At 61.7% G+C, this 20,187-nt stretch carries 17 protein-coding genes; 8 read left to right on the forward strand and 9 right to left on the reverse strand.

All coding sequences use genetic code 11. The features are described from left to right. Positions 1–3: 3 nt before the first annotated feature. From HCN50_RS06130 to HCN50_RS06160, 7 genes are all read right to left on the reverse strand, one after another. Positions 4–615, reverse strand: coding sequence for a hypothetical protein (locus HCN50_RS06130; protein WP_171708737.1), 612 nt, complete (start codon positions 613–615; stop codon positions 4–6). Then, positions 612–1,460 (reverse strand): lanthanide ABC transporter permease protein PedC, encoded by an 849-nt coding sequence (pedC, locus tag HCN50_RS06135; RefSeq protein ID WP_171708738.1) that lies wholly within the window; start codon positions 1,458–1,460, stop codon positions 612–614. The genes HCN50_RS06130 and pedC overlap by 4 nt, the downstream gene beginning before the upstream one ends. Next, positions 1,457–2,263: a lanthanide ABC transporter ATP-binding protein PedB/LutE gene (gene pedB, locus HCN50_RS06140; RefSeq protein ID WP_171708739.1), complete on the reverse strand. Its 807-nt coding sequence runs from the start codon at positions 2,261–2,263 to the stop codon at positions 1,457–1,459. The genes pedC and pedB overlap by 4 nt, the downstream gene beginning before the upstream one ends. After that, on the reverse strand, positions 2,260–3,264 hold the full coding sequence (locus HCN50_RS06145; protein ID WP_171708740.1) for a YVTN family beta-propeller repeat protein: 1,005 nt from the start codon (positions 3,262–3,264) through the stop codon (positions 2,260–2,262). Before HCN50_RS06145 ends, pedB begins: the two co-directional genes overlap by 4 nt. After that, the gene (gene pedA1, locus HCN50_RS06150) at positions 3,249–4,430 is read right to left on the reverse strand and encodes a lanthanide ABC transporter ABC transporter substrate-binding protein PedA1 (protein ID WP_171708741.1); all 1,182 of its coding nucleotides are present in this window, start codon (positions 4,428–4,430) and stop codon (positions 3,249–3,251) included. Before pedA1 ends, HCN50_RS06145 begins: the two co-directional genes overlap by 16 nt. 116 nt (positions 4,431–4,546) lie before the next feature. Then, complete coding sequence (fghA, locus tag HCN50_RS06155) at positions 4,547–5,392, reverse strand: S-formylglutathione hydrolase (RefSeq protein ID WP_171708742.1); 846 nt, start codon at positions 5,390–5,392, stop codon at positions 4,547–4,549. Between the two features lie 29 nt (positions 5,393–5,421). Then, positions 5,422–6,042 (reverse strand): response regulator transcription factor, encoded by a 621-nt coding sequence (locus tag HCN50_RS06160; RefSeq protein ID WP_171708743.1) that lies wholly within the window; start codon positions 6,040–6,042, stop codon positions 5,422–5,424. A gap of 177 nt (positions 6,043–6,219) precedes the next feature. On the opposite strand from HCN50_RS06160, the gene HCN50_RS06165 reads away from it, so the two are divergent. Both HCN50_RS06165 and HCN50_RS06170 read left to right on the forward strand, forming a co-directional pair. Continuing rightward, the gene (locus HCN50_RS06165) at positions 6,220–7,575 is read left to right on the forward strand and encodes an ATP-binding protein (RefSeq protein ID WP_171708744.1); all 1,356 of its coding nucleotides are present in this window, start codon (positions 6,220–6,222) and stop codon (positions 7,573–7,575) included. Between the two features lie 161 nt (positions 7,576–7,736). Next, positions 7,737–10,166, forward strand: coding sequence for a TonB-dependent receptor (locus HCN50_RS06170; protein ID WP_171708745.1), 2,430 nt, complete (start codon positions 7,737–7,739; stop codon positions 10,164–10,166). A 74-nt stretch (positions 10,167–10,240) separates the two neighbouring features. Here HCN50_RS06170 and HCN50_RS06175 read toward each other — a convergent pair whose 3' ends face one another. Beyond that, complete coding sequence (locus HCN50_RS06175) at positions 10,241–11,209, reverse strand: helix-turn-helix domain-containing protein (RefSeq protein ID WP_171708746.1); 969 nt, start codon at positions 11,207–11,209, stop codon at positions 10,241–10,243. 414 nt (positions 11,210–11,623) lie between these two features. Between HCN50_RS06175 and xoxF5 the strand changes: the two genes are divergently transcribed. From xoxF5 to HCN50_RS06205, 6 genes are all read left to right on the forward strand, one after another. Further along, complete coding sequence (xoxF5, locus tag HCN50_RS06180) at positions 11,624–13,429, forward strand: lanthanide-dependent methanol dehydrogenase XoxF5 (RefSeq protein WP_171708747.1); 1,806 nt, start codon at positions 11,624–11,626, stop codon at positions 13,427–13,429. Positions 13,430–13,537: 108 nt separating this feature from the next. After that, positions 13,538–14,020: a c-type cytochrome, methanol metabolism-related gene (locus HCN50_RS06185; protein ID WP_171709186.1), complete on the forward strand. Its 483-nt coding sequence runs from the start codon at positions 13,538–13,540 to the stop codon at positions 14,018–14,020. Between the two features lie 73 nt (positions 14,021–14,093). Next, positions 14,094–15,200, forward strand: a complete 1,107-nt coding sequence (locus HCN50_RS06190; RefSeq protein ID WP_171708748.1) for an S-(hydroxymethyl)glutathione dehydrogenase/class III alcohol dehydrogenase — start codon at positions 14,094–14,096, stop codon at positions 15,198–15,200. A 33-nt stretch (positions 15,201–15,233) separates the two neighbouring features. Next, the gene (gene gfa / locus HCN50_RS06195) at positions 15,234–15,803 is read left to right on the forward strand and encodes an S-(hydroxymethyl)glutathione synthase (RefSeq protein WP_171708749.1); all 570 of its coding nucleotides are present in this window, start codon (positions 15,234–15,236) and stop codon (positions 15,801–15,803) included. Positions 15,804–16,216: 413 nt separating this feature from the next. Next, a complete protein-coding gene (locus HCN50_RS06200) occupies positions 16,217–17,401 on the forward strand; it encodes a fumarylacetoacetate hydrolase family protein (protein WP_171708750.1) in 1,185 nt (394 codons plus the stop codon). A gap of 57 nt (positions 17,402–17,458) precedes the next feature. Continuing rightward, complete coding sequence (locus tag HCN50_RS06205) at positions 17,459–18,628, forward strand: Gfo/Idh/MocA family protein (RefSeq protein ID WP_171708751.1); 1,170 nt, start codon at positions 17,459–17,461, stop codon at positions 18,626–18,628. Positions 18,629–18,770: 142 nt separating this feature from the next. On the opposite strand, the gene HCN50_RS06210 is transcribed toward HCN50_RS06205, so the two are convergent. After that, positions 18,771–20,081: an ABC transporter substrate-binding protein gene (locus HCN50_RS06210; RefSeq protein ID WP_171708752.1), complete on the reverse strand. Its 1,311-nt coding sequence runs from the start codon at positions 20,079–20,081 to the stop codon at positions 18,771–18,773. Positions 20,082–20,187: the final 106 nt, after the last annotated feature.

Genomic DNA, 20,187 nt, shown 5'->3' on the forward strand with positions numbered 1-20,187 from the left:
CGGCTATTCGATCTCCTGCTGAATCATTCGTGCGAGCGCGAACAGGCGCTGGTCGATCGCTGTCGGCACCTCGCAGACGAATTTGATGACCCCCCGCCGGTCTTCGAAGATGCGCGTCTCCCAGACGAGCTGATTGCCGAGTTCGTCGATCTTCGCTTGGTCACGTGACGCTTCGCCCTGAAGGGCCTGTAGGGCAAGCGTGTCGCTGCGGATCTTGTCCGCTGCCTCGCGCTGCTTGCGGGTGATGCGCTCCAGCCCGTTCATAACCTGGGAGCGCTGGGCATTGAGGGATTCGAACAGGCCGGCAAACAGCAGCTTTCCGCTTGCGGTCTTGTCGGATGCACCGTTCAGATATTCCGTGATCGCCTTTTGCGCTTCCTCGAGAGGGGTTCGTCTTGCCGCCAGTTTCGCGACTAGCGCGCTGACCTTGGCATCATCCTTCCACTTGCCCATGACATCATCGAGCGGTGGGCCGGCCCATACCGCGGCAAGCGAAATCTCCGGCACCTTGGCCTGCGTGCACGGCCAGTCCGGATAGCGCGGATCGGCGGCATGGGCGAGCCTGATCGTCGCCGTAATGGCCAGCGATATTACGATCACGGTCCGATATCTCATGTCTCGCCTCCGGCCGGCCCACGGCGGATCAGGCCGCGCGATGGATCGTAAGCCAGAATTGCACCGATCAGGAAGGCGATCGTGTAGCCTCCAACCACGGTGAGCGCGATCCAGTTCACCTGTCCATACAGCGCGAAACGTATCAGCTCCACGGCATGCGTGAACGGATTGAACAGGCAGACGTAGTAGAGCATTGGGCTGCTCTCCAGGATACGCCACAGAGGATAGAGCGCCGACGAAGCGAAGAACATCGGGAAGATGACAAAGTTCATCACGCCCGCGAAGTTCTCGAGCTGCTTGATGCCCGACGAGATCAACATCCCCAGCGCGCCCAGCATCAGGCCGGACAGGACCAGCGCCGGCAGCACCGTGAGATAGCCGGCCGGCGGGGGAGCGATATCCCAGAACCAGGCGATCAACAGGAAGGCATATACCTGGAGCAGCGAGACCGCGGTTCCCGCCAGAAGCTTGCAGGACAGGAGGAACCATCGCGGCAGCGGGCTCACCAGCAAGGTCCGCATATTGCCCATCTCGCGGTCATACACCATGGAGAGCGAGGACTGCATACCGTTGAAGAGCTGGATCATCGCCATCAGGCCGGGCGCGATGTAGACCTCGTACAGAATGTAGGTTTCATAGGGTGGGATGATGGAGAGGCCGAGCACCTGGCGGAAGCCGGCGGCGAAGATGAACAGCCACACCAGGGGCCGCACCAGCGCCGAGATGAAGCGCTCGCGCTGATGCAGGAAGCGAAGCGCCTCGCGCCACACGATGCCGCTCAGGCAGGTGAGATATTCGGCCGCCGAGAAGCCGCGCCGGACTGGCGTGGTGGTTGCGGACGTCACGGCGTTGGGCTCCCGTTCTGCGCGGTGGAGCCGGTCAGCCGCATGAAAGCCGTATTGATATCGCTGCCGCCGGCGTCGGCGATCACCTGCGTCACCTTGCCCCGGGCCAATACCCGGCCCTGGTGCAGCACAACGAGATCGTCGCTCGCACCGATCTCGTCGAACAGGTGCGTCGCCCACAGCACGCTTATTCCCTGTTCGGAAACGAGCTGGCGGACATGGTTGAGGATGTCGGCGCGCGCTTTGACGTCGAGGCCGACGGTGGCTTCGTCAAGCAGGAGAAGTCGCGGCCGGTGCAGCAGCGCCCGTGCGATCTCCAGTCGCCGCATCTGGCCACCGGAGAGGTCGCGCACCTTGCTGCCGGCGCGGTCGGCCAAGCCGATGCGCGCCAGCACCTCGCCGCTTCGCGTACGGGCATCGCGCCGGCCGATGCCGTGCAGGGCGGCGTGATACAGTAGATTCTGCGTCACCGAGAGGTCGAGATCGAGCGTGCGGGGCTGAAACACCACGCCGAGCAATCGCAGCGCTTCGCCAGGTGCTTGGGCAATATCGTGGCCGAAAATGCCGATATGCCCGCGCTGAATCCCGAAAAGCCGCGTGATCAGCGAAAACAACGTGCTCTTGCCGGCGCCGTTCAGGCCAAGCAGCGCCGTGAACCGTGCCGGTGCGACGCTGAAGTCGACATCGATCAGCGCCTGTCGCGGCCCATAGGAATGGCTGACGCCGTCGATCGACAAGGCAGGCGCTTCCGCGGCCTCGGGCCGGGAGGAGATACCGGCGGAAAATGCGTCAGCGGCCGTCATGGCTGTGCAATCGTTATTCCCCAGGGCAGCTCGCCGACCTGGATCGTCTTGATGACCTTCTGCGCGGCGACGTCGATCACCGAGACGTCGTTCGATACGCCATTGGTAACCAGCAGATATTTCTCGTCCGGTGTGAATGCCATGTGCCAGACGCGCTGGCCGACCAAAAGATATTTGGTGACCTTGTGGGTGGTGGCATCGACGACGGCGATGCGGTTGGCCGGCCCGAGTGCGACGAAAGCGGTTTTGCCGTCCTTGGTCATGCCGATGCCGACCGGCTGGATGGCTTCGCTCCGCAAGCCCGGAATCTCGAATGTAATCTTCTTGGTCACCTCGCGCTTGGCCGGATCGATCACCGAAACCGTGCCGCCGATCTCCGACGATACCCACACTTCGGAATTGTCACGCTTGAACTCGGCGAAGCGGGGGCGCGCATCGACCAGGATGTTGGCAACGATCTGGCGCGTCGTGGTGTCGATGAAATGCGCCATGTTGGTGGTCTCGGACGTATTGATCAGGATCTTGCCGTCCGGGCTGATGGCCATGCCCTCCGGCTCGACCCCCACCTGGATCTCGCCGAGACGGCTGCGCTTCTCGACGTCGATGATGGTCACCGTGTTGTCGTTCTCGTTGGCGACGTAAAGGATCTTGCCGTCCGCATCGAGGGCGAACAGTTCGGGGTCTGGGCCGGAGGGCAGGGTGTCCACGACTTCCTGTTTGGCAACGTCGATCACCTGAATGCTGTCGTCGTCGCCGACGGCGACAAATACAAACTTGCCATCCCTCGTGAACTCGATGCCGCGCGGCCTTTGCCCGACTTTGATGGTCTTGGTGACCGTCCAATTGTTCGTATCGATCACCGATACGGTGTTGCTCTTCTCGTTGGAGACATAGGCGATGAAGGCCGAAGCGGGGGCCGCCGTCGCGAGCCAGGCAACCAATCCGGAAAGCAGGCAATGACGCCACATACGCAATCCATCCTCCTTCAATGCAGCTTGCATTTGGTTTCCGGCCGATCGACCCCAAGCGTGTCGAGTTCCGACACTTGATGCAGGAACCCCTCCTGCGGTGAAACCGAGACCACCATGCGTCCGTCGACGAGCAGGATCGGCTGACGAAGCTGCAGATTCCAGTCCCGCAGCGTGAGCCGCCGGCCCTTGAACGCGGCAACGGAAAAGTCGGGCCCTTTCAGGAAATCCGAGACGGCCTTTGGCTCGCCGGACTTCGTGCGCGACGTCGCTTCACCGATCATGCGCGCTGCCGTCCAGGCTTGCATGTCCAATGCCGTCATATGGCGTGAGTTCAGTTTTACAAACCGGTTCTGGATCTGGATTGCGCCCCACTGATCCTGTGCGGCGTGCCAACTGGTCGCAACCAGTCCCGCGGAGCCTGCGACCGGCCGCGGATCCCAGGTGCGGTAGGGCAGGTAGGACGCGAACACCTCGCTTTCGTCGGCTGCAACGAGGACGTCATAGGCCGGCGCCTGCTGGGTGAAAACCGGCATCTGCCGCTGGACCAAGGTGACGCCGCTATCAGTGCGGCGGGCGCCGCCGGTATCCTCAAAAGTTCGTTCCTGAACGATCTTGGCGCCGAAGCGCGTCGCCGCGCGGCGCAAGGCGTCGGCATACAGTTTGTCCTGATCATGCGAGCCGACGACGAACAGCCAGCGCTTCCACTGCTTCCAGACCAGATACTGGGCCAGCGCATCCGCGAGCATCGAGCGCGTCGGCGCGATATGGATGACGTTGGCCCGACAGTCCTGCTCGCGCAACCGATCGTCGATGGCGCCGGCATTCAACAGCAGCGTTCCGCGATCGCGGACTGCGTCGGCCGCCTTCAAGAGATCGTCCGCCGAAAGATCGGCGATGATAAAGCTGGTGCGCTCGGCAAGCATCGCCGCAGCCTTCGCAGCGTCCTCATTGTCCTTCAGCCGGACTTCTTCCAGCGTGAAGCGCTGATTGAGAAACTTGCCCGTGGTGTTGTTATCCTCGATGGCAAGGCGCGCACCCGCGAACCCGTCGTTTTCGGCCGGCAGTTCGACAAGGGATAATTTCGCCTTGACGCCGGCGCGGCCGAGGTAGCCAATGCCGATCTCCGGTGCGTCGGCCGCGCGCACGGAGGTAGCCGCGATGCTCAAGCCGATCACGGCGACCAACCATCGGATCATGGCTCCTCCCTGACAGGCCTTCTTCACGCCGCCGCGTGGAAAGCTCTCGGCTTGAACCATGACCGAATTGTCTTGGCTTGCAACCCAATTCTCCGTTGGGGCGGCATCACGCCGCTTCAGCCCTTCAGCCGCTCGGCGTGCCAGCGCAAATGGTCGGCCATGAAGGTTGAGATGAAGTAGTAGCTATGGTCGTAGCCGGGCTGCCGGCGCAAGGTGAGGGGGATTTTGGCTTTCTCGCAGGCGGCTTGCAGCAGCTCCGGGCGGAGCTGTTCCGTCAGAAAGTTATCGGCATCGCCGTAGTCGACCAGTAGGTCGGACAATCTGGCACCATCCTCAATCAGGGCCACCCCATCGTGCTTGCGCCATGCCTGCCTGTTATTGCCGAGATAGCCGCCGAGCGCCTTGATGCCCCATGGCACCTGCGAGGGAGCAACGATCGGCGCAAATGCACTGGCCGCGCGATAGCGGTCGGGATTGCGCAGCGCGACTGTCAGCGCGCCGTGACCGCCCATGGAGTGGCCAAGGATGGATTGCCGATTCGCGTCGACGGGAAAGTTTTCGGTGACCAGCTTCGGCAGTTCTTCCGTAACATAGCTCCACATACGGTAATTGCGGGCGAACGGCTCCTGCGTCGCATCGACGTAGAAGCCGGCGCCAAGCCCGAAATCATAGGCATTGGCTGGATCGCCGGGCACGCCTTCGCCACGCGGGCTGGTATCGGGCGCAATGAAGATCAGTCCAAGTTCGGCACAGGCGCTGCGGAATTCGCCCTTTTCGGTCACGTTGGCATGGGTGCAGGTCAAGCCGGAGAGATACCAGACCGCCGGCAGCCTGGCGCCGCCGGCGTGTGGCGGGACATAGACCGAAAAGGTCATGTCGGTCTGGGTTTCGCGGCTGGCGTGTCGATAGACACCCTGTGTTCCGCCATAGGATTTGTTCAGCGAAACAGTCTGCATGGTCATGTCTTGCAACTCCTACCGGGGGCGCGTCGTCACGCCACACCGCTTTCGATTGCCAAACGCACCAGCTCGGCGGAAGTTCGCACGCCGAGCTTCTGGCGCATGATCGATGATGTGTTGGCAACGGTCTTGTACGAGGAATGAACCAGCCACGCGATCTCGGAAAGGCTCTTGCCGGCGCTGAGCAGGCGCAGGATTTCCATCTCCCGCGACGTGAGTTTGGAAAGCGGGCTGCGGGCGAATGCAGGTCCGGCGAACGCGATGCTGCGCGCGATCGCGGAGGGCAAGTAAACTCCGCCCTTGCCGACTTCACGGATGGCTTCGACCAGATCCTGCGGATCGCCTGTCTTGGCAACATAGCCCTTGGCGCCGATCTCGATGGCGCGTGCGGCGAAGACCGGATCGTCGTTCATGCTGAACATGATGATTCGTGCGGAGGCAGCGCGCGCAAGAATACGCCGCGCCAATTCGAACCCCGACACGGTCGGCAGGTTGATATCGATCACGCAGATGTCGGGGCGTTCAGCGACGAACACGCGCTCGCCACTTTCCGCATCGGCCGCCTCCAGTAGCACGACCTCCGGCTCGTCGGCAAACACGGTACGGCAGCCGGAAGCAACGATGGGATGATCGTCGACGATCAGAACACGCATTGCATCGATCCCCGAGCTGCTTTCCGTCCCGTTGTTGCATCGCGTCACGCTGCACCGGCGCCAGGCCGCCATGCAACATCCGCGAGATTGCTGTACGCTTCAATCTGATCGTCGGTTTTTCTACTGTCAACGGTCCTCTCAACGGGGACAGATTGCGACGCGATTGGGGCAAACGTCATGTGGCAGAAATTATCGTTGCGCGGACGGATCAATTTGCTGCTGGCGCTGGGTCTGACGCTTGGGTTGGCGATCAATATTGCGCGGCTGGTGGTGGAGGCGGCGCCGCGTGTTCGGGCCGAAGATCAAAGCGTCATACGGCTGGCGCGCGAATTTGTGGAGACGATCGTCCCCAGCCTCAACGAAGCGCCGGACCCGGATGCGCGACTGAACCAGATCGTTCGCGACCTCAGCCGGCTGCGGCACGTCAGTATCACACGGCAGGGTGATGCTGCCATGGGCGAACGCCCCGGCAACGGCGACGATGCGGCGCGGTCGCCGCCGGCATGGTTCATCGCGCTCGTTCATCCGGCAACGACGACCGTGAGCGTACCGATCACGATCCACGGAAAGCCGCAGTCGCTCCTGATCACCTCGCATCCGAACGATGAAACGGCCGAGATTTGGGATGGCATCGTGACCCAGCTTGCGGTCGGTTCCACCCTCGCCATCGCGCTCTTTCTGGTGACGATGATGGTGGTTGGCCGTGCGCTGGCGCCGCTACAGGCGCTTTCGCAGACCATGGCAAACATCGAGGCTGGGCAATATGGGGCACGTGTCGAGCCCGGCGGCGCGCCCGAACTGGCGGCCATCTGTGCCAAGCTGAACCATCTTGCTGGTACCCTCGGCGAGGCCGTCGAGGACAAGCGGCGGCTCGCCGAACGCACGGTCTCGCTGCAGGACGTGGAACGCAAGGAGATCGCGCGCGAACTGCATGACGAGTTTGGGCCGTATCTCTTTACGCTGCGAGCCCACACTGGCGCCCTGATGCGGCTTTCGGAAGACGGGCGTGCGCCCGCTGTGGATGCACTGCGCAAGCATGCCGCCGCCATCATGGAGCAGATCAACGCGCTGCAGCAGTTCAACCGCCGGATACTGGAGAAGCTGCGGCCGGTCGGCCTCGCGGAGCTTGGGCTTCGCGAGGCACTTGGCGTCCTCTTGCGCCTGTGGCGTGAGTCGCGTCCGGACGTCACCATCGACGCAAACATTGCCTGTGCGCCCGGCGGGACCGGAGACGTCGCGGACTTGACAGTCTACCGCATCGTCCAGGAAGCCCTGACGAACGCCTTCCGGCACGCCGATGCGACCTCGGTCAGCGTTACGGTCGAACAGGCCGCGGGAACGGACGGAAATCGCGGCAGCGCCCTGGTGCGCGTCAGCGACAACGGCCGTGGCCTGGCGCCGGATCACAAGCTCGGTTTTGGCCTGATCGGCATGCGCGAGAGAATACTGGCATTGGGCGGTACGCTGAATGTCGTATCCGGCAACGGCGGGGTCACGGTGGAGGCGGTCGTTCCCCACGGATCGCACGCTTGAGCGATCGCGCAGGGCATGCGGGAATTTTTCCCGGTCTGTTCGGGAGGAATGCACGCGGGGATTCCGACCTTTTGCGGCTAGCGCGGCTCGTTGCCTTCTCACTACTATCTGCATCCAACCGGCAGGGGACAATGCGGCCGGTATGTAGGTGGGGTGGGCATATGGGCGCGCGCGTACTGGTAATCGGGACAATCTCGCTATGCCTGATTCCCGCGATCGATCGTGCCGAGGCTCAGACTGCATCCAGCGATAGCGAGGTCTTGCCCGCCATCGAGGTCGTCGCTCCTGCGACGAGCGCCAAACCGGCCCGCAGCCGGGGTGCAGCCCGGGCGGCCACAAGAAATATGCGCAGGGTCTATGTCTATCCGACCGCGCCTACGCCGACGGTCGGCTCGGGAACGGATGTCGACAAGGTAGCGGCAGCGGTCAATGCCGTCGGGGCCGGGCAGATCGCGCGCACTGGGTCGCTGAACATCGCGGATACATTACAGCAGCAGGTGCCGGGTATCATCATCAGCGATACGACCGGAAATTCATTTCAGCCGGACATCCAGTTTCGCGGTTTTGTCGCATCTCCGGTCGCCGGTACTCCCCAGGGCCTGGCGGTTTACCAGAACGGAGTACGTATTAACGAAGCGTTCGGCGACACCGTCAATTGGGACCTGATTCCGACTGCCGCGATCAGGTCGGTCACGGTCGTCACCAACAATCCCGCGTTCGGCCTCAATGCGCTGGGTGGCGCCGTCAACGTGCAGATGAAGGACGGCTTCAACTATCACGGCGGCGAAATCAACACGATGGGCGGCTCGTTCGGACGCATCCAGAGTTCGGCGCAGTATGGCAAGCAGATCGATAATGTTTCCGTCTACGGCGCGCTCGAAGGCGTGCGCGACAACGGCTACCGCAATTTTTCGGAGTCGGCGATCCGCCGGTTTTACGGCGACGTCGGTTACCGGACCGACAGCAGCGAATTTCACCTCAACGTGGGCGTCGCCAAGAACAATTTCGGGGCGACAGCGGCGGTGCCGGTCGAGCTGCTCCAGAAATATTGGGGGGCGACGTACACGACGCCGCAGACCCACGACAACCGCGTTGCCTACGCCAATCTGAGCGGAAAGGTCGATGTGACGCCGACCTGGACGATCGAAGGCTCGGCGCGCGTCCGCGCGTTCCGTCAGAAGACGGTGGACGGAAACCCTACCGAGACGGAGCCATGTGCCGCCGATGCGGGGCTGCTTTGCTTCAACGAGGACGCAGCACCGGGAGCGCCGGCCAACGGGCTCAACGGAGTTCAGCTAGCAAATCCGTTCCCCGACACCGCAGTGCTGGGGCAGATCGATCGGACGACGACCCGTTCGACGACGACCGGGGCAACCCTGCAGGCGACCAACACCGACCAGTTGTTCGGACACAATAACCAGTTCATGGTCGGTACCAGCTTCGACTCCGGCGTCACCCGTTTCGGTGCCAGCGCGGAATTGGGCACGATCGGTCCTAACTACGTTGTCAGCGGCAGCGGCATATTCCTCGGCCCATCCGGCGCGCCGATTTCGATCGGTCCAGTCTCGCTTCGGGCGACCAACCGCTACACCGGCCTCTATGCGCTCGACACGTTTGACGTGACGGACAAATTCTCAATCTCAGGCGGCGGCCGGTTCAATTTTGCAAGCGTCAACCTTCAAGATCTGATCGGCACCGATCTTAATGGCAGTCATACGTTCAGCCGCTTCAATCCGATGATCGGTGGTACCTACAAGATTACGCCCGAACTGACCGCCTATGCCGGATATTCTGAAGCCAATCGCGCGCCGACCCCATTGGAGCTCGCATGCGCCGATCCTGCGCGTCCCTGTATCATCGGGGCCTTCCTGATCGCGGATCCGCCGCTGAAGCAGGTCGTCTCCCGTACCGTCGAGGCGGGATTCCGCGGCACCAGGGAGCTGAATATCGGAACGCTCGGGTGGAAGGTCGGCGCGTTTCGCGCAACCAATGCCGATGACATCCTGGCGCTTCCCAGCGAGCTGCCGGGCTTTGGCTACTTCCAGAACGTGGGTAGCACGCGGCGCCAGGGTATCGAGGCCCAGCTCAATCTGACGTCGAAGACGCTGCAACTCTATGCCAGCTATGCCCTGGTGGATGCGCGCTTCCTCGATGCCCTGCAGGTCAACTCTCACAGCCCGTTCGCCGTCGACGGCATCATCCAGGTGCTTCCGGGCAACCGGATTCCGGCGATCCCGCGCAACCGGGTCAAATTCGGCATTGATTATTCGGTCACCGAGGCGTTCAAAATCGGCGGTGACGCGTTGTTCGTCGGCAGCCAGTATTTTGTTGGCGATGAATCCAATCAGGCGGCGAGGCTGCCAGGATACTCGGTTTTCAACCTGCACGCCGCGTATCAGATCAACAAGATGTTCCAGATCTACGGCCGCGTCGATAATGTCTTCGATAAGCGCTATGCGACTTACGGAACATTCTTCGATACCAGTGACGTGCCCAATTTCACCAATGGCGGGGCGGATTTTACCGATCCGCGCTCGGTCAGCCCGGCGCGGCCGCGCGCCTTTTACGCGGGCCTGAAGGCAACCTTCTAGCGCCAGAGCTTGATTGCAGGAGAGGGCGTCTCTGCGACGATGCGCGGCAGAATATCGGCTGGCCGGTATTCCGTTCAGGAAGCGTCGAGCGACGGATCGACCGCATGCGCCTTGTGAATCGCAGACGGAACGACCCCGAAATGCTTCCGGAACACGCGGCTGAAGTGCGACGAACTGGAAAAGCCCCAGGAAAATGCGACGTCCGTAATCGTTTTTCCGTGCTGCGTCTCCAGCTCTTGCCGGCAGTGCAGCAGTCTCGCCCGCCAGATATAATCGCTAACGGTCATGCCCTTGTCGCTGAACAGCATGTGCAGATAGCGCTTGGTGCAGCCCAGCGCCGCCGAGATCTGATCGATGCACAGCTCCGGGTCGCGCAAATGCTCGCGGATAAACGCTTGAGCGCGAATGTACATCGCTTCGGGACCGACGCGATCGAACATCGTGTCGGCCTCGCGCAGCGGCAACAGCAAGAGATCGATCAGCGAATCGGCGACGCCGATAGCGTTGTAGGGCGACAACCTGTTCGCTTCGTCAAACGCGGTGTGCACGAAGTCGTAGGCGATGCGGCCGGTGCCGTTACGCGCGGAGAGCTTGCACGGCAACATCTTCGCGGTGCGAAAACCACGTTCGTGAAGCAACTCCTTTGGGACGATCACGACCTCGTGACGGGTCAATGAGGGGCTGACGATCGTGTGCGGACAGGAGACGTCATAGGCGAGGCAGTCGCCAGGCATGATGTCCATGCGACGGCCGGCCTGTTCAAAATGCGAGATGCCGTAGGTCTGGAAAAGAATCTTGACGTAGGGATGTTCGCTCAGCTTTGTGCTTGAGACCGTATGGGCGATGCGATGCTGGCTTGCTTCGATCTGGCACAGTTTCAACTGCGAGACGGTGGTGTAATTTATCCGGCCCTCGAGCGAGGTACCTTCCAACGGATCGACATCAAACTGGCCACAGAGATCGGTCAGGGCATCTGACCAAGTTTGGATCTGCTTTTTCGGCGCCAACCCAGAAGTGCTGAGTGAACGAACTATATCAGACATTGCCCAGCCACCGATTTGAGAACGGGCTGCAACCTCTGCCTCGACGTCCGTCAGATGGTCGCGACATTTGGACCCAATTTAGGCAGTCGTCAGGGAAGTTGCGCAGATTCTTCCCAATATCCCTTTGACAATCCTCCAACTTAGTTTTGGCGGCGTCAAGGGAAACCTCGGCCGGAATCGCCCAGCGAAACCGTGGGACATGCCCATGAAATGATGCTTCGCAGCATCGCGGCAGAGTCAGAACGTCGTACAGGACCTGAAATTAAAAAATTCAATTGAGTTTCGCTATTGAGCAAACGCGCTTCACTCTTGGGCAAGTTTCCTATTTCGGAACGGGATAGGAAGAAGGACCAACAATGGAAGAAATGGGCCGTTTCGGCGGAAACCCAAAACTCGTACCTGGAGGAAACCATTATGCGCAAGGTGCTATCCGCGACCTGTCTTGGCGCTATGGCGACATTCGTCGTCGGCGTCGCATACGCCAACGAAGAACTGATCAAGATGTCGCAGAACCCAAAGGATTGGGTGCAGCCGGCCGGCGACTACGCCAATACGCGCTACTCGAAGCTTAACCAGATCAACGCATCCAACGTCGGCAAGCTCCAGGTCGCCTGGACCTTCTCGACCGGCGTGCTGCGCGGCCATGAGGGCGGACCGCTTATCATCGGCAACATCATGTATGTCCATACCCCGTTCCCTAACAAGGTCTATGCTCTTGACCTTTCGCAGGACAACAAGATCGTCTGGAAGTATGAGCCGAAGCAGGATCCAAACGTCATTCCGGTGATGTGCTGCGATACGGTCAATCGCGGCGTGGCCTATGGCGACGGCAAGATATTCCTGCACCAGGCAGACACAACGCTGGTCGCGCTCGATGCCAAGACCGGCCAGGTTGTGTGGAGCACCAAGAATGGGGATCCCGGCAAGGGCGCCACCGGCACCTCCGCGCCGCTCGTCGTCAAGGACAAGGTTCTGATCGGCATTTCCGGCGGCGAATTCGGCGTGCAGTGCCATGTCACGGCCTATGACCTGAAGAGTGGCAAGCAGGTGTGGCGCGCGTTCTCTGAAGGGCCGGACGATCAGATCTTGTTCGATCCGGACAAGACCACCGAGCACGGCAAGCCGGTCGGCAAGGACTCGAGCGTCAAGACCTGGCAGGGCGACCAGTGGAAGATTGGTGGCGGCTGCACATGGGGTTGGATGTCCTATGACCCGAGCCTGAACCTCGTCTATTACGGCTCCGGTAACCCCTCGACCTGGAATCCGAAACAGCGTCCGGGCGACAATAAGTGGTCAATGACCATCTTCGCGCGCAATCCCGACGACGGAAAGGCCAAGTGGGTCTATCAGATGACGCCCCATGATGAGTGGGACTATGACGGCGTCAACGAAATGATCCTCAGCGACCAGCAGATCAACGGCCAAGACCGCAAGCTGCTGACGCATTTCGATCGCAACGGTTTGGCTTACACGATGGACCGTGCAACCGGCGAACTCCTGGTCGCCGAGAAGTATGATCCGAAGGTGAACTGGACCACCGGCGTCGACATGAACAAGAGCTCGCCGACCTACGGACGTCCCAAGGTCGTCGATCAGTACTCGACCGAAAAGGGTGGCGAGGACAAGAACACCAAGGGTATCTGCCCGGCCGCGCTCGGCACCAAGGATGAGCAGCCGGCGGCCTATTCGCCCGACACCCAACTGTTCTATGTGCCGACGAACCACGTCTGCATGGACTATGAGCCGTTCAAGGTGAGCTACACCGCCGGTCAGCCTTATGTCGGTGCGACGCTGTCGATGTATCCGCCTCCAGGCGAAAGCCATATGGGCAACTTCATCGCCTGGGACAACAAGACCGGCAAGATCGTCTGGTCGAACAAGGAGCAGTTCTCGGTGTGGTCGGGAGCGCTCGCGACGGCCGGCGGCGTAGTGTTCTACGGAACGCTTGAAGGCTATCTGAAGGCGGTCGACGCCAAGACCGGCAAGGAACTCTACAAGTTCAAGACTCCCTCCGGTATCATCGGCAACGTCACGACCTATGAGCAGGGCGGCAGGCAGTACGTGGCTGTGCTGTCCGGCGTCGGTGGCTGGGCGGGTATCGGCCTTGCCGCAGGCCTGACCGATCCGACTGCGGGCCTGGGCGCCGTCGGTGGCTACGCCGCGCTGAGCAACTATACCGCGCTGGGCGGCACGCTCACCGTGTTTGCGCTGCCGCAGTAAAGCAGGACCACCTCGTCCGGCGCGTGGCTTGCTCCACGCGCCGGTTAGTCTAGATCGAATATCGAGGATGAGCTCTTGCGTACAATTTGGTTGATTGCGGCCACTCTCATGCTGGCGGCGCCGGGAGGAACTGCTTTTGCGGAGGCGACCGATCCGGCCGCCGTCAAGTCCGAGGATGGCAAATATCTCGACAAGGAGGGGAATCCGACCTTCAAGGTCGCGGCCGACGGGACGGTCGATTGGTACACCTATTCCGGATACCGTCGCTATCACTCCGAATGCCATGTCTGCCACGGTCCTGACGGGATGGGATCGACCTACGCGCCGGCATTGCAGCAGTCGCTCAAGACGATGAGCTACGGCGATTTCCTCGGAGTGGTCGCGAGCGGCCGCAAGAACGTCAATACCGCGCAGGAGAGCGTGATGCCGGCGTTCGGCGATAATCCGAATGTCGCCTGCTACATGGACGACCTCTACGTCTACCTGCGGGCCCGCGCATATGACGCGGTCGGTCGCGTGCGGCCTGGCAAGCGTGAAGACAAACCCGACGCCTACACTGAGGCGGAAAAAGCCTGCATGGGAGCCAAATGATCATGCCGAACACCCGCGCTGTGCGTTTCAATGCCCTGGTGCAGCGGCTTGAAAAGAGAATGTGGAGCCTAAGATGAAGACCCGCGCTGCTGTCGCTTTTGAGGCAAAGAAGCCTCTTGAAATCGTCGAACTCGATCTTGAAGGGCCGAAGGCAGGTGAGGTTCTGGTCGAGATAAAGGCGACCGGAATCTGCCACACCGACGCTTACACGCTCGATGGATTCGACAGCGAAGGAATCTTTCCTTCGATTCTCGGCCATGAGGGTGCAGGCATCGTCCGCGAAGTCGGAGCGGGCGTAACGTCGGTCAAGCCAGGCGATCACGTGATTCCACTCTACACGCCGGAATGTCGCCAGTGTAAGAGCTGCCTGAGCGGCAAGACCAATCTTTGCACCGCGATCCGCGCGACCCAGGGCAAGGGGGTGATGCCGGACGGCACCTCGCGGTTCAGCTATCAGGGCAAGACGATCTACCATTATATGGGCTGTTCGACCTTCTCGAACTTCACCGTGCTGCCGGAAATTGCGGTGGCAAAGATTCGCGAGGACGCGCCCTTCGACAAGAGCTGCTATATCGGCTGCGGGGTGACGACGGGCGTTGGCGCCGTGGTCAATACCGCCAAGGTGACGCCGGGTGCCAACGTCGTCGTCTTCGGTCTCGGCGGCATCGGGCTCAACGTCATCCAGGGCGCGAAGATGGTGGGTGCCGACAAGATCGTCGGCGTTGACATCAACGATGCCAAGGAAGACTGGGGTCGCCGTTTCGGCATGACCCATTTCGTCAACCCGACCAAGGTCAGCGACATCGTCCAGCATCTGGTCGGGCTCACCGATGGCGGAGCCGACTTCACCTTCGACTGCACCGGCAATACCACCGTGATGCGGCAGGCGCTCGAAGCCTGTCATCGCGGCTGGGGCGTCTCCGTGGTGATCGGGGTTGCGGAGTCGGGCAAGGAAATCGCCACCAGGCCGTTCCAGCTCGTGACCGGCCGTGTCTGGAAGGGAACGGCATTCGGCGGCGCGCGCGGCCGCACCGACGTGCCGAAGATCGTCGACTGGTACATGAACGGAAAGATCGAGATCGATCCGATGATCACGCATGTGCTCAAGCTGGAAGAGATCAACCGGGGATTCGATCTCATGCACCAGGGCAAGTCGATCCGCTCGGTAGTCGTGTTCTGAATAAAGGAACGTCAAACACAGGAGGATAGGCCCATGACTGTTCATATCCACCCATTGGTCGACAGCGGCGTAAAGCAGGGGACGGGCAATTTCGCCGGCGGTACCCTTGTCTGCAAATGCACGGACAGGCCGGTCAAGGTCGCCATCAAAGGCGACGTCGCTCACAACCACGCCTGCGGCTGCACCAAATGCTGGAAGCCCGAGGGAGCAATTTTCTCGGTCGTCGCCGTCGTCCCGCGCGACAATGTGAAAGTGCTCGAAAATGGCGACAAGCTGCAGATTGTCGACTCCGCCGCGGCGATCCAGCGCTATGCCTGTAAGGCCTGTGGCACGCACATGTACGGCCGGATCGAGAACACGGGGCATCCCTTCTACGGCCTCGACTTCATCCATCCCGAACTGTTCCAGGAAGGCGGATGGGCCGCGCCGGGGTTTGCCGCGTTCGTGTCGTCCGTGCTGGAGTCTGGCGTCCAGCCCGGCGAGATGGCTGGAATCAGGGCCCGGCTCAAAGAGCTCGGACTGGAGCCCTATGACTGTCTGTCGCCGCCCTTGATGGATGCGATCTCGAGCCACGTGGCAAAGAGCAAGGCCAAAGCGGCCTGAAAGGGCGGCTTGACGAGGCGTCTCAAAGACAGGCGCAGGTCCGATCTTCCGCGCCCGACCGCGCACCGATGGCCTCGGCCATCGGTGCTCCCAATTGCGCCATTCCTCCGTTGCGTAGGTGAAAACGCCTGCCGGCAACGGGACCGCGCAGCCGCCGTGAGACGGCGCTCTCCGGCCTTACCTTTCGCGCAATTGCTGCGATCCAAGTCCTGCGCCAAGTCCTCCGCGCTCCATGCCCTTCGCCTCGCCATTCGCGGCGAGGCAGCGCGTGTAATCCGCTTCACTTGACCATTGTCTGATTGTGCATGTTGCGCCGCGATATGGTCGGTGGTGGGTGTTGACCGGTCGCGCGGTTCCCTTCTATGCACGGGGTCGCCCGACCGCACAGATGCCACCTTGCGAGGATTCCTACGATGCCGATCGCCACCGACGCCGCCTTCATTCTGCCTGACGATTTCGCCGGCGCCGCGCTGATGGGCCGGATCTGGCGTCCCGATCTCGCCGGCCCGTCGGTGGTTGCGATCCGCCAGGATGGTGTGTTCGACGTCACCGACGACTTTCCAACCGCCAGCCAGCTTGCCGCCGCGGCCGATCCGGCCCAAGCGTTGCGTGCCGCGCCTGGCGAGCGGGTCGGCGCGCTGCAAGACCTCCTGAACAACACGCCGCCGGATGGCCGTGACCCGACCAAGCCATGGCTGCTGGCGCCGATCGACCTGCAGGTGATCAAGGCAGCCGGCGTCACCTTCGCGATCTCGATGCTGGAGCGGGTGATCGAGGAGCGGGCGCGGGGTAACCCGGATTCGGCGGCGGCGATCCGGGCCGAGGTGACGCGGATCGTCGGTACCGATCTGTCGCAACTGAAGCCGGGGTCGGCCGAAGCGCAGCATGTGAAGGACGTGCTGGTTTCCCAGAATGCCTGGAGCCAGTATCTCGAGGTCGGCATCGGGCCGGACGCCGAGGTGTTTACCAAGGCACCGGTCCTCTCGGCGGTCGGCACATGCGTGGACGCGGGCCTGCATCCGAAATCGACCTGGAATAATCCGGAGCCCGAGGTGGTGCTGGTGGTGACGAGCGACGGCCGTATCGTCGGCGCCACGCTTGGCAACGACGTCAATTTGCGCGACTTCGAGGGACGCTCGGCGCTGCTCCTGTCCAAGGCAAAGGACAACAACGCGTCCTGCGCCATCGGACCGTTCGTGCGGTTCTTCGACGCGGACTTCACGCTCGACGACGTCAGGAAGATGGACATCTCGCTAAAGGTGAGGGGGCCCGAGGGGTTCGTGCTGCACGGCGCGTCCTCGCTGACCCAGATCAGCCGGGACCCGGCCGACATCGTCGGGCAGACCATCAACGAGAACCACCAATATCCCGACGGCTTCGTGCTGTTCCTCGGTACGATGTTCGCTCCGATCCAGGACCGTTTCGCGAAGGGACAGGGGTTCACGCACGTCGAAGGCGATCTGGTGACGGTCGCCACGCCGAAACTTGGCCGGCTGACCAATCGCATGCGCCACAGCGGCGATTGCGAGCCCTGGCAGTTCGGAATTGCAGATCTCTTCGCCGCGTTGATGCGCCGCAAGGGTGTCGGCCGAAGCTAGCCTCGGGCCGCGCCAGCAATACGGCCTTGGCCAACGATAGCCGGGAGACGCTCCGCAATGGCGAAAATCAGGATCGGTCTGGCCGGATGCGGCTTTGTGTCCGAGTTGCACATGCACGCCTACCGCCGGGTTTACGGCGTGAATATCGAAGTCCGGGCGGTAGCGGCGAGAGGCGATCATGTCGTCGAATTTGCCCGTCGCCACCAGATCCCGACGGTATATCGCAGCTTCCGCGACCTGATCGCCGACGCCGATATTGATGTCATCGACATCTGCACGCCGCCCAATCTGCATGCGTCGATGATCGTCGATGCCATGCAGGCCGGCAAACATGTGATCTGCGAAAAACCGTTCGCCGGCTATTTCGGGCGCGAGGGTGACGAGCTGCCGATCGGAAGACATGTGCCGAAGGCATGGATGTATGAGCGGGTGCTGGAAGAAATGGAAGAGACCCGCGCGGCGATCAACAAGACCGGTAGGCTCTTCATGTATGCGGAGGACTGGATCTACGCGCCGGCGGTAACCAAGACCGCGGAGATCCTCAAGGCCACCAAGGACAAGATCCTTTTCATGAAGGGGGAGGAGAGCCACTCCGGTTCGCATGCCGCGCACGCCGCGCAATGGGCGATGACCGGCGGCGGCTCGCTGATAAGGATGGGATGCCATCCGCTTTCGGCCGTGCTCTATCTCAAACAGGTCGAGGCGAAGGCGCGAGACGAAACCATCGCGGTTGCCGGAGTGACCTGCGATGTCGGCAACGTTGCGGCATGCCTGCGCCCGGACGAACGCGGCGTCATCAAGTCAAATCCCGTCGACGTTGAGGACTGGGGCGTGCTGACGGTTACCTTCTCCGACGGCACCAAGGCGACCGTTTTTTCCGGCGACATGATCGCGGGCGGAGTGCGCAACCTGATCGAAACCTATACCAGCGGCGGCGCGCTGTTCGCCAACATCACGCCGAATACGCACATGATGAGCTATCAGACCAGCGAAGAGAAGCTCGCAAGCGTCTACATTACCGAGAAGGTCGACCGGAAGACCGGCTGGCAATACATCTGCCTCGAGGAAGAATGGACGCGCGGCTATACGCAGGAAATCCAGGATTTCATGGAATGCGTTGCCACCGGCCGGCAACCGCTTTCGGATCTGGCGCTGGCCTTTGAGACCATCAAGGTCAACTACGCCGGCTATTGGGCTGCGGAGGAGGGTAGGAGGGTGACGCTGTGAGGTACGTCGCCGGTGGCCTCATGGTTCGAGACGCGCGGCGTCGCCGCGCTCCTCATCAGAGGGTCTGGCAGCTTGCGCGCTGCGAGACCTCATCCTGAGGAGCGCGCAACGCGCGCGTCTCGAAGGATGAAGCCCGAAAGCGCTAGGCCGCATACACCGACGATTTCGGCAGCGGGAACACTGGATCCTGCGTCCTGATGTTGGTCGGCCAGACCACCGAAATATGCTCGCCGGCATTCTGCATCACCACGGGGGTCGAGCGCTCGTTCTGGCCGGAGAGCGGTGTACCGGGCCGATAGAATTTGACGCCATAGCCCTGAATGGTGCCACCCGGCGGGATATCCACGTCGAGCGCCGCCTTGCGAACCGCTTCGGGGTCGAAACCGCCGTATTTCTCCTTTGCCACCGGCAGCACGTTGTTGAGCAGAATCCAGGTCTGGTTGAAGCCCATCGAGCAGTGCGGCGGAACGTCGGTCGCGTTGGTTTTCTCCTTGTAGCGCGCGACCATGATCTTGGTGAGATCGCCGATCCCGGGCGCGAGTTTCGCAGGGTCGAGCAACTGCGCCGGGACCGGATCGATGTTGCAGAAATTGTCGATATCCGCGCCGAATGTTGCGCGCAGCTTGTCGAGCTGGCTGTAGCCCGCGCCGGCGCCGAACAGCATTTTGAACTTGAGTCCGTTCTCGCGCGCCTGGCGCAGGAACAGGGTGATGTCAGGATTGTAGCCGGCGTGCGAAATCACGTCGGCCCGGGCCCGCTTGATCTTGGTTACCAGAACCGAGAGGTCGGGAGCGGACGCGGAATAGCCTTCCTTGAGCACGACCTGCAGGCCGGCTTCCTTCGCATAGGCCTCGTCGGCAGCGGCAACGCCGACGCCATATGGGCCATCCTCGTGAATCAGCGCAACCTTGACGTCCTTGGGCTCCGTGCCGAGCTTCGCTTTGGCGTGCTCGCCGATGAAGCTCGCAAAAGCCTGGCCATACTGGTCGGAATGGATCTGCGCGCGAAACACGTATTGCAGGTTCTTGTCCTTGAACACAGCAGTCGAAACTGCAGTCGTGATCCAGAGGATCTTCTTTTGCTGCTCGACCTTGGCCGCGAGCGGGACGGCGTGTGAACTCGCATAGACGCCGTTGATGATGTCGATCTTCTCCTGGTCGATCAGGCGATTGGCCTCATTGATCGCGACATCCGGCTTGCTCTGGGAATCGGCGGCGACAGGGGCAACCTTGTACTTGCCGCCGATGCCGCCTTTCTCGTTGACGAGGTCGATGGCGATCTGCGCGCCGATCGAGGAGGCGACGGACCCGCCGGCGGCAAAGGGGCCGGTCAGATCATAGATCAGGCCGATGCGTACCGTCTCGGCTTGTGCCTGTGCGCGGGTCCAATCGAAGGTGAATGCAGCGGCGGCAGCCGCAGAAGTCTTCAGCAGCGTTCTGCGTGAAGTCGGCATCACGTCCTCCCTTTGTCGCCGGGGACTGGTTTGTCCGGGCTTTTCCGTCAAGTATTTGGAGAAGCTGGCAGGATGTCAACCTGTACATCCGCGTAGGCCCATCACG

Source organism: Bradyrhizobium archetypum (assembly GCF_013114835.1).
In the GTDB taxonomy this organism is placed as follows: Bacteria; Pseudomonadota; Alphaproteobacteria; order Rhizobiales; family Xanthobacteraceae; genus Bradyrhizobium; species Bradyrhizobium archetypum.

Excerpts from the sequence above, each read along its gene's own strand:
- HCN50_RS06130 (WP_171708737.1), bottom strand. The coding sequence starts at position 615 with ATGAGATATCGGACCGTGATCGTAATATCGCTGGCCATTACGGCGACG.
- pedB (WP_171708739.1), bottom strand. The coding sequence starts at position 2,263 with ATGACGGCCGCTGACGCATTTTCCGCCGGTATCTCCTCCCGGCCCGAG.
- HCN50_RS06145 (WP_171708740.1), bottom strand. The coding sequence starts at position 3,264 with ATGCAAGCTGCATTGAAGGAGGATGGATTGCGTATGTGGCGTCATTGC.
- pedA1 (WP_171708741.1), bottom strand. The coding sequence starts at position 4,430 with ATGATCCGATGGTTGGTCGCCGTGATCGGCTTGAGCATCGCGGCTACC.
- fghA (WP_171708742.1), bottom strand. The coding sequence starts at position 5,392 with ATGACCATGCAGACTGTTTCGCTGAACAAATCCTATGGCGGAACACAG.
- HCN50_RS06160 (WP_171708743.1), bottom strand. The coding sequence starts at position 6,042 with ATGCGTGTTCTGATCGTCGACGATCATCCCATCGTTGCTTCCGGCTGC.
- HCN50_RS06165 (WP_171708744.1), top strand. The coding sequence starts at position 6,220 with ATGTGGCAGAAATTATCGTTGCGCGGACGGATCAATTTGCTGCTGGCG.
- HCN50_RS06170 (WP_171708745.1), top strand. The coding sequence starts at position 7,737 with ATGGGCGCGCGCGTACTGGTAATCGGGACAATCTCGCTATGCCTGATT.
- HCN50_RS06175 (WP_171708746.1), bottom strand. The coding sequence starts at position 11,209 with ATGTCTGATATAGTTCGTTCACTCAGCACTTCTGGGTTGGCGCCGAAA.
- xoxF5 (WP_171708747.1), top strand. The coding sequence starts at position 11,624 with ATGCGCAAGGTGCTATCCGCGACCTGTCTTGGCGCTATGGCGACATTC.
- HCN50_RS06185 (WP_171709186.1), top strand. The coding sequence starts at position 13,538 with ATGCTGGCGGCGCCGGGAGGAACTGCTTTTGCGGAGGCGACCGATCCG.
- HCN50_RS06190 (WP_171708748.1), top strand. The coding sequence starts at position 14,094 with ATGAAGACCCGCGCTGCTGTCGCTTTTGAGGCAAAGAAGCCTCTTGAA.
- gfa (WP_171708749.1), top strand. The coding sequence starts at position 15,234 with ATGACTGTTCATATCCACCCATTGGTCGACAGCGGCGTAAAGCAGGGG.
- HCN50_RS06200 (WP_171708750.1), top strand. The coding sequence starts at position 16,217 with ATGCCGATCGCCACCGACGCCGCCTTCATTCTGCCTGACGATTTCGCC.
- HCN50_RS06205 (WP_171708751.1), top strand. The coding sequence starts at position 17,459 with ATGGCGAAAATCAGGATCGGTCTGGCCGGATGCGGCTTTGTGTCCGAG.
- HCN50_RS06210 (WP_171708752.1), bottom strand. The coding sequence starts at position 20,081 with ATGCCGACTTCACGCAGAACGCTGCTGAAGACTTCTGCGGCTGCCGCC.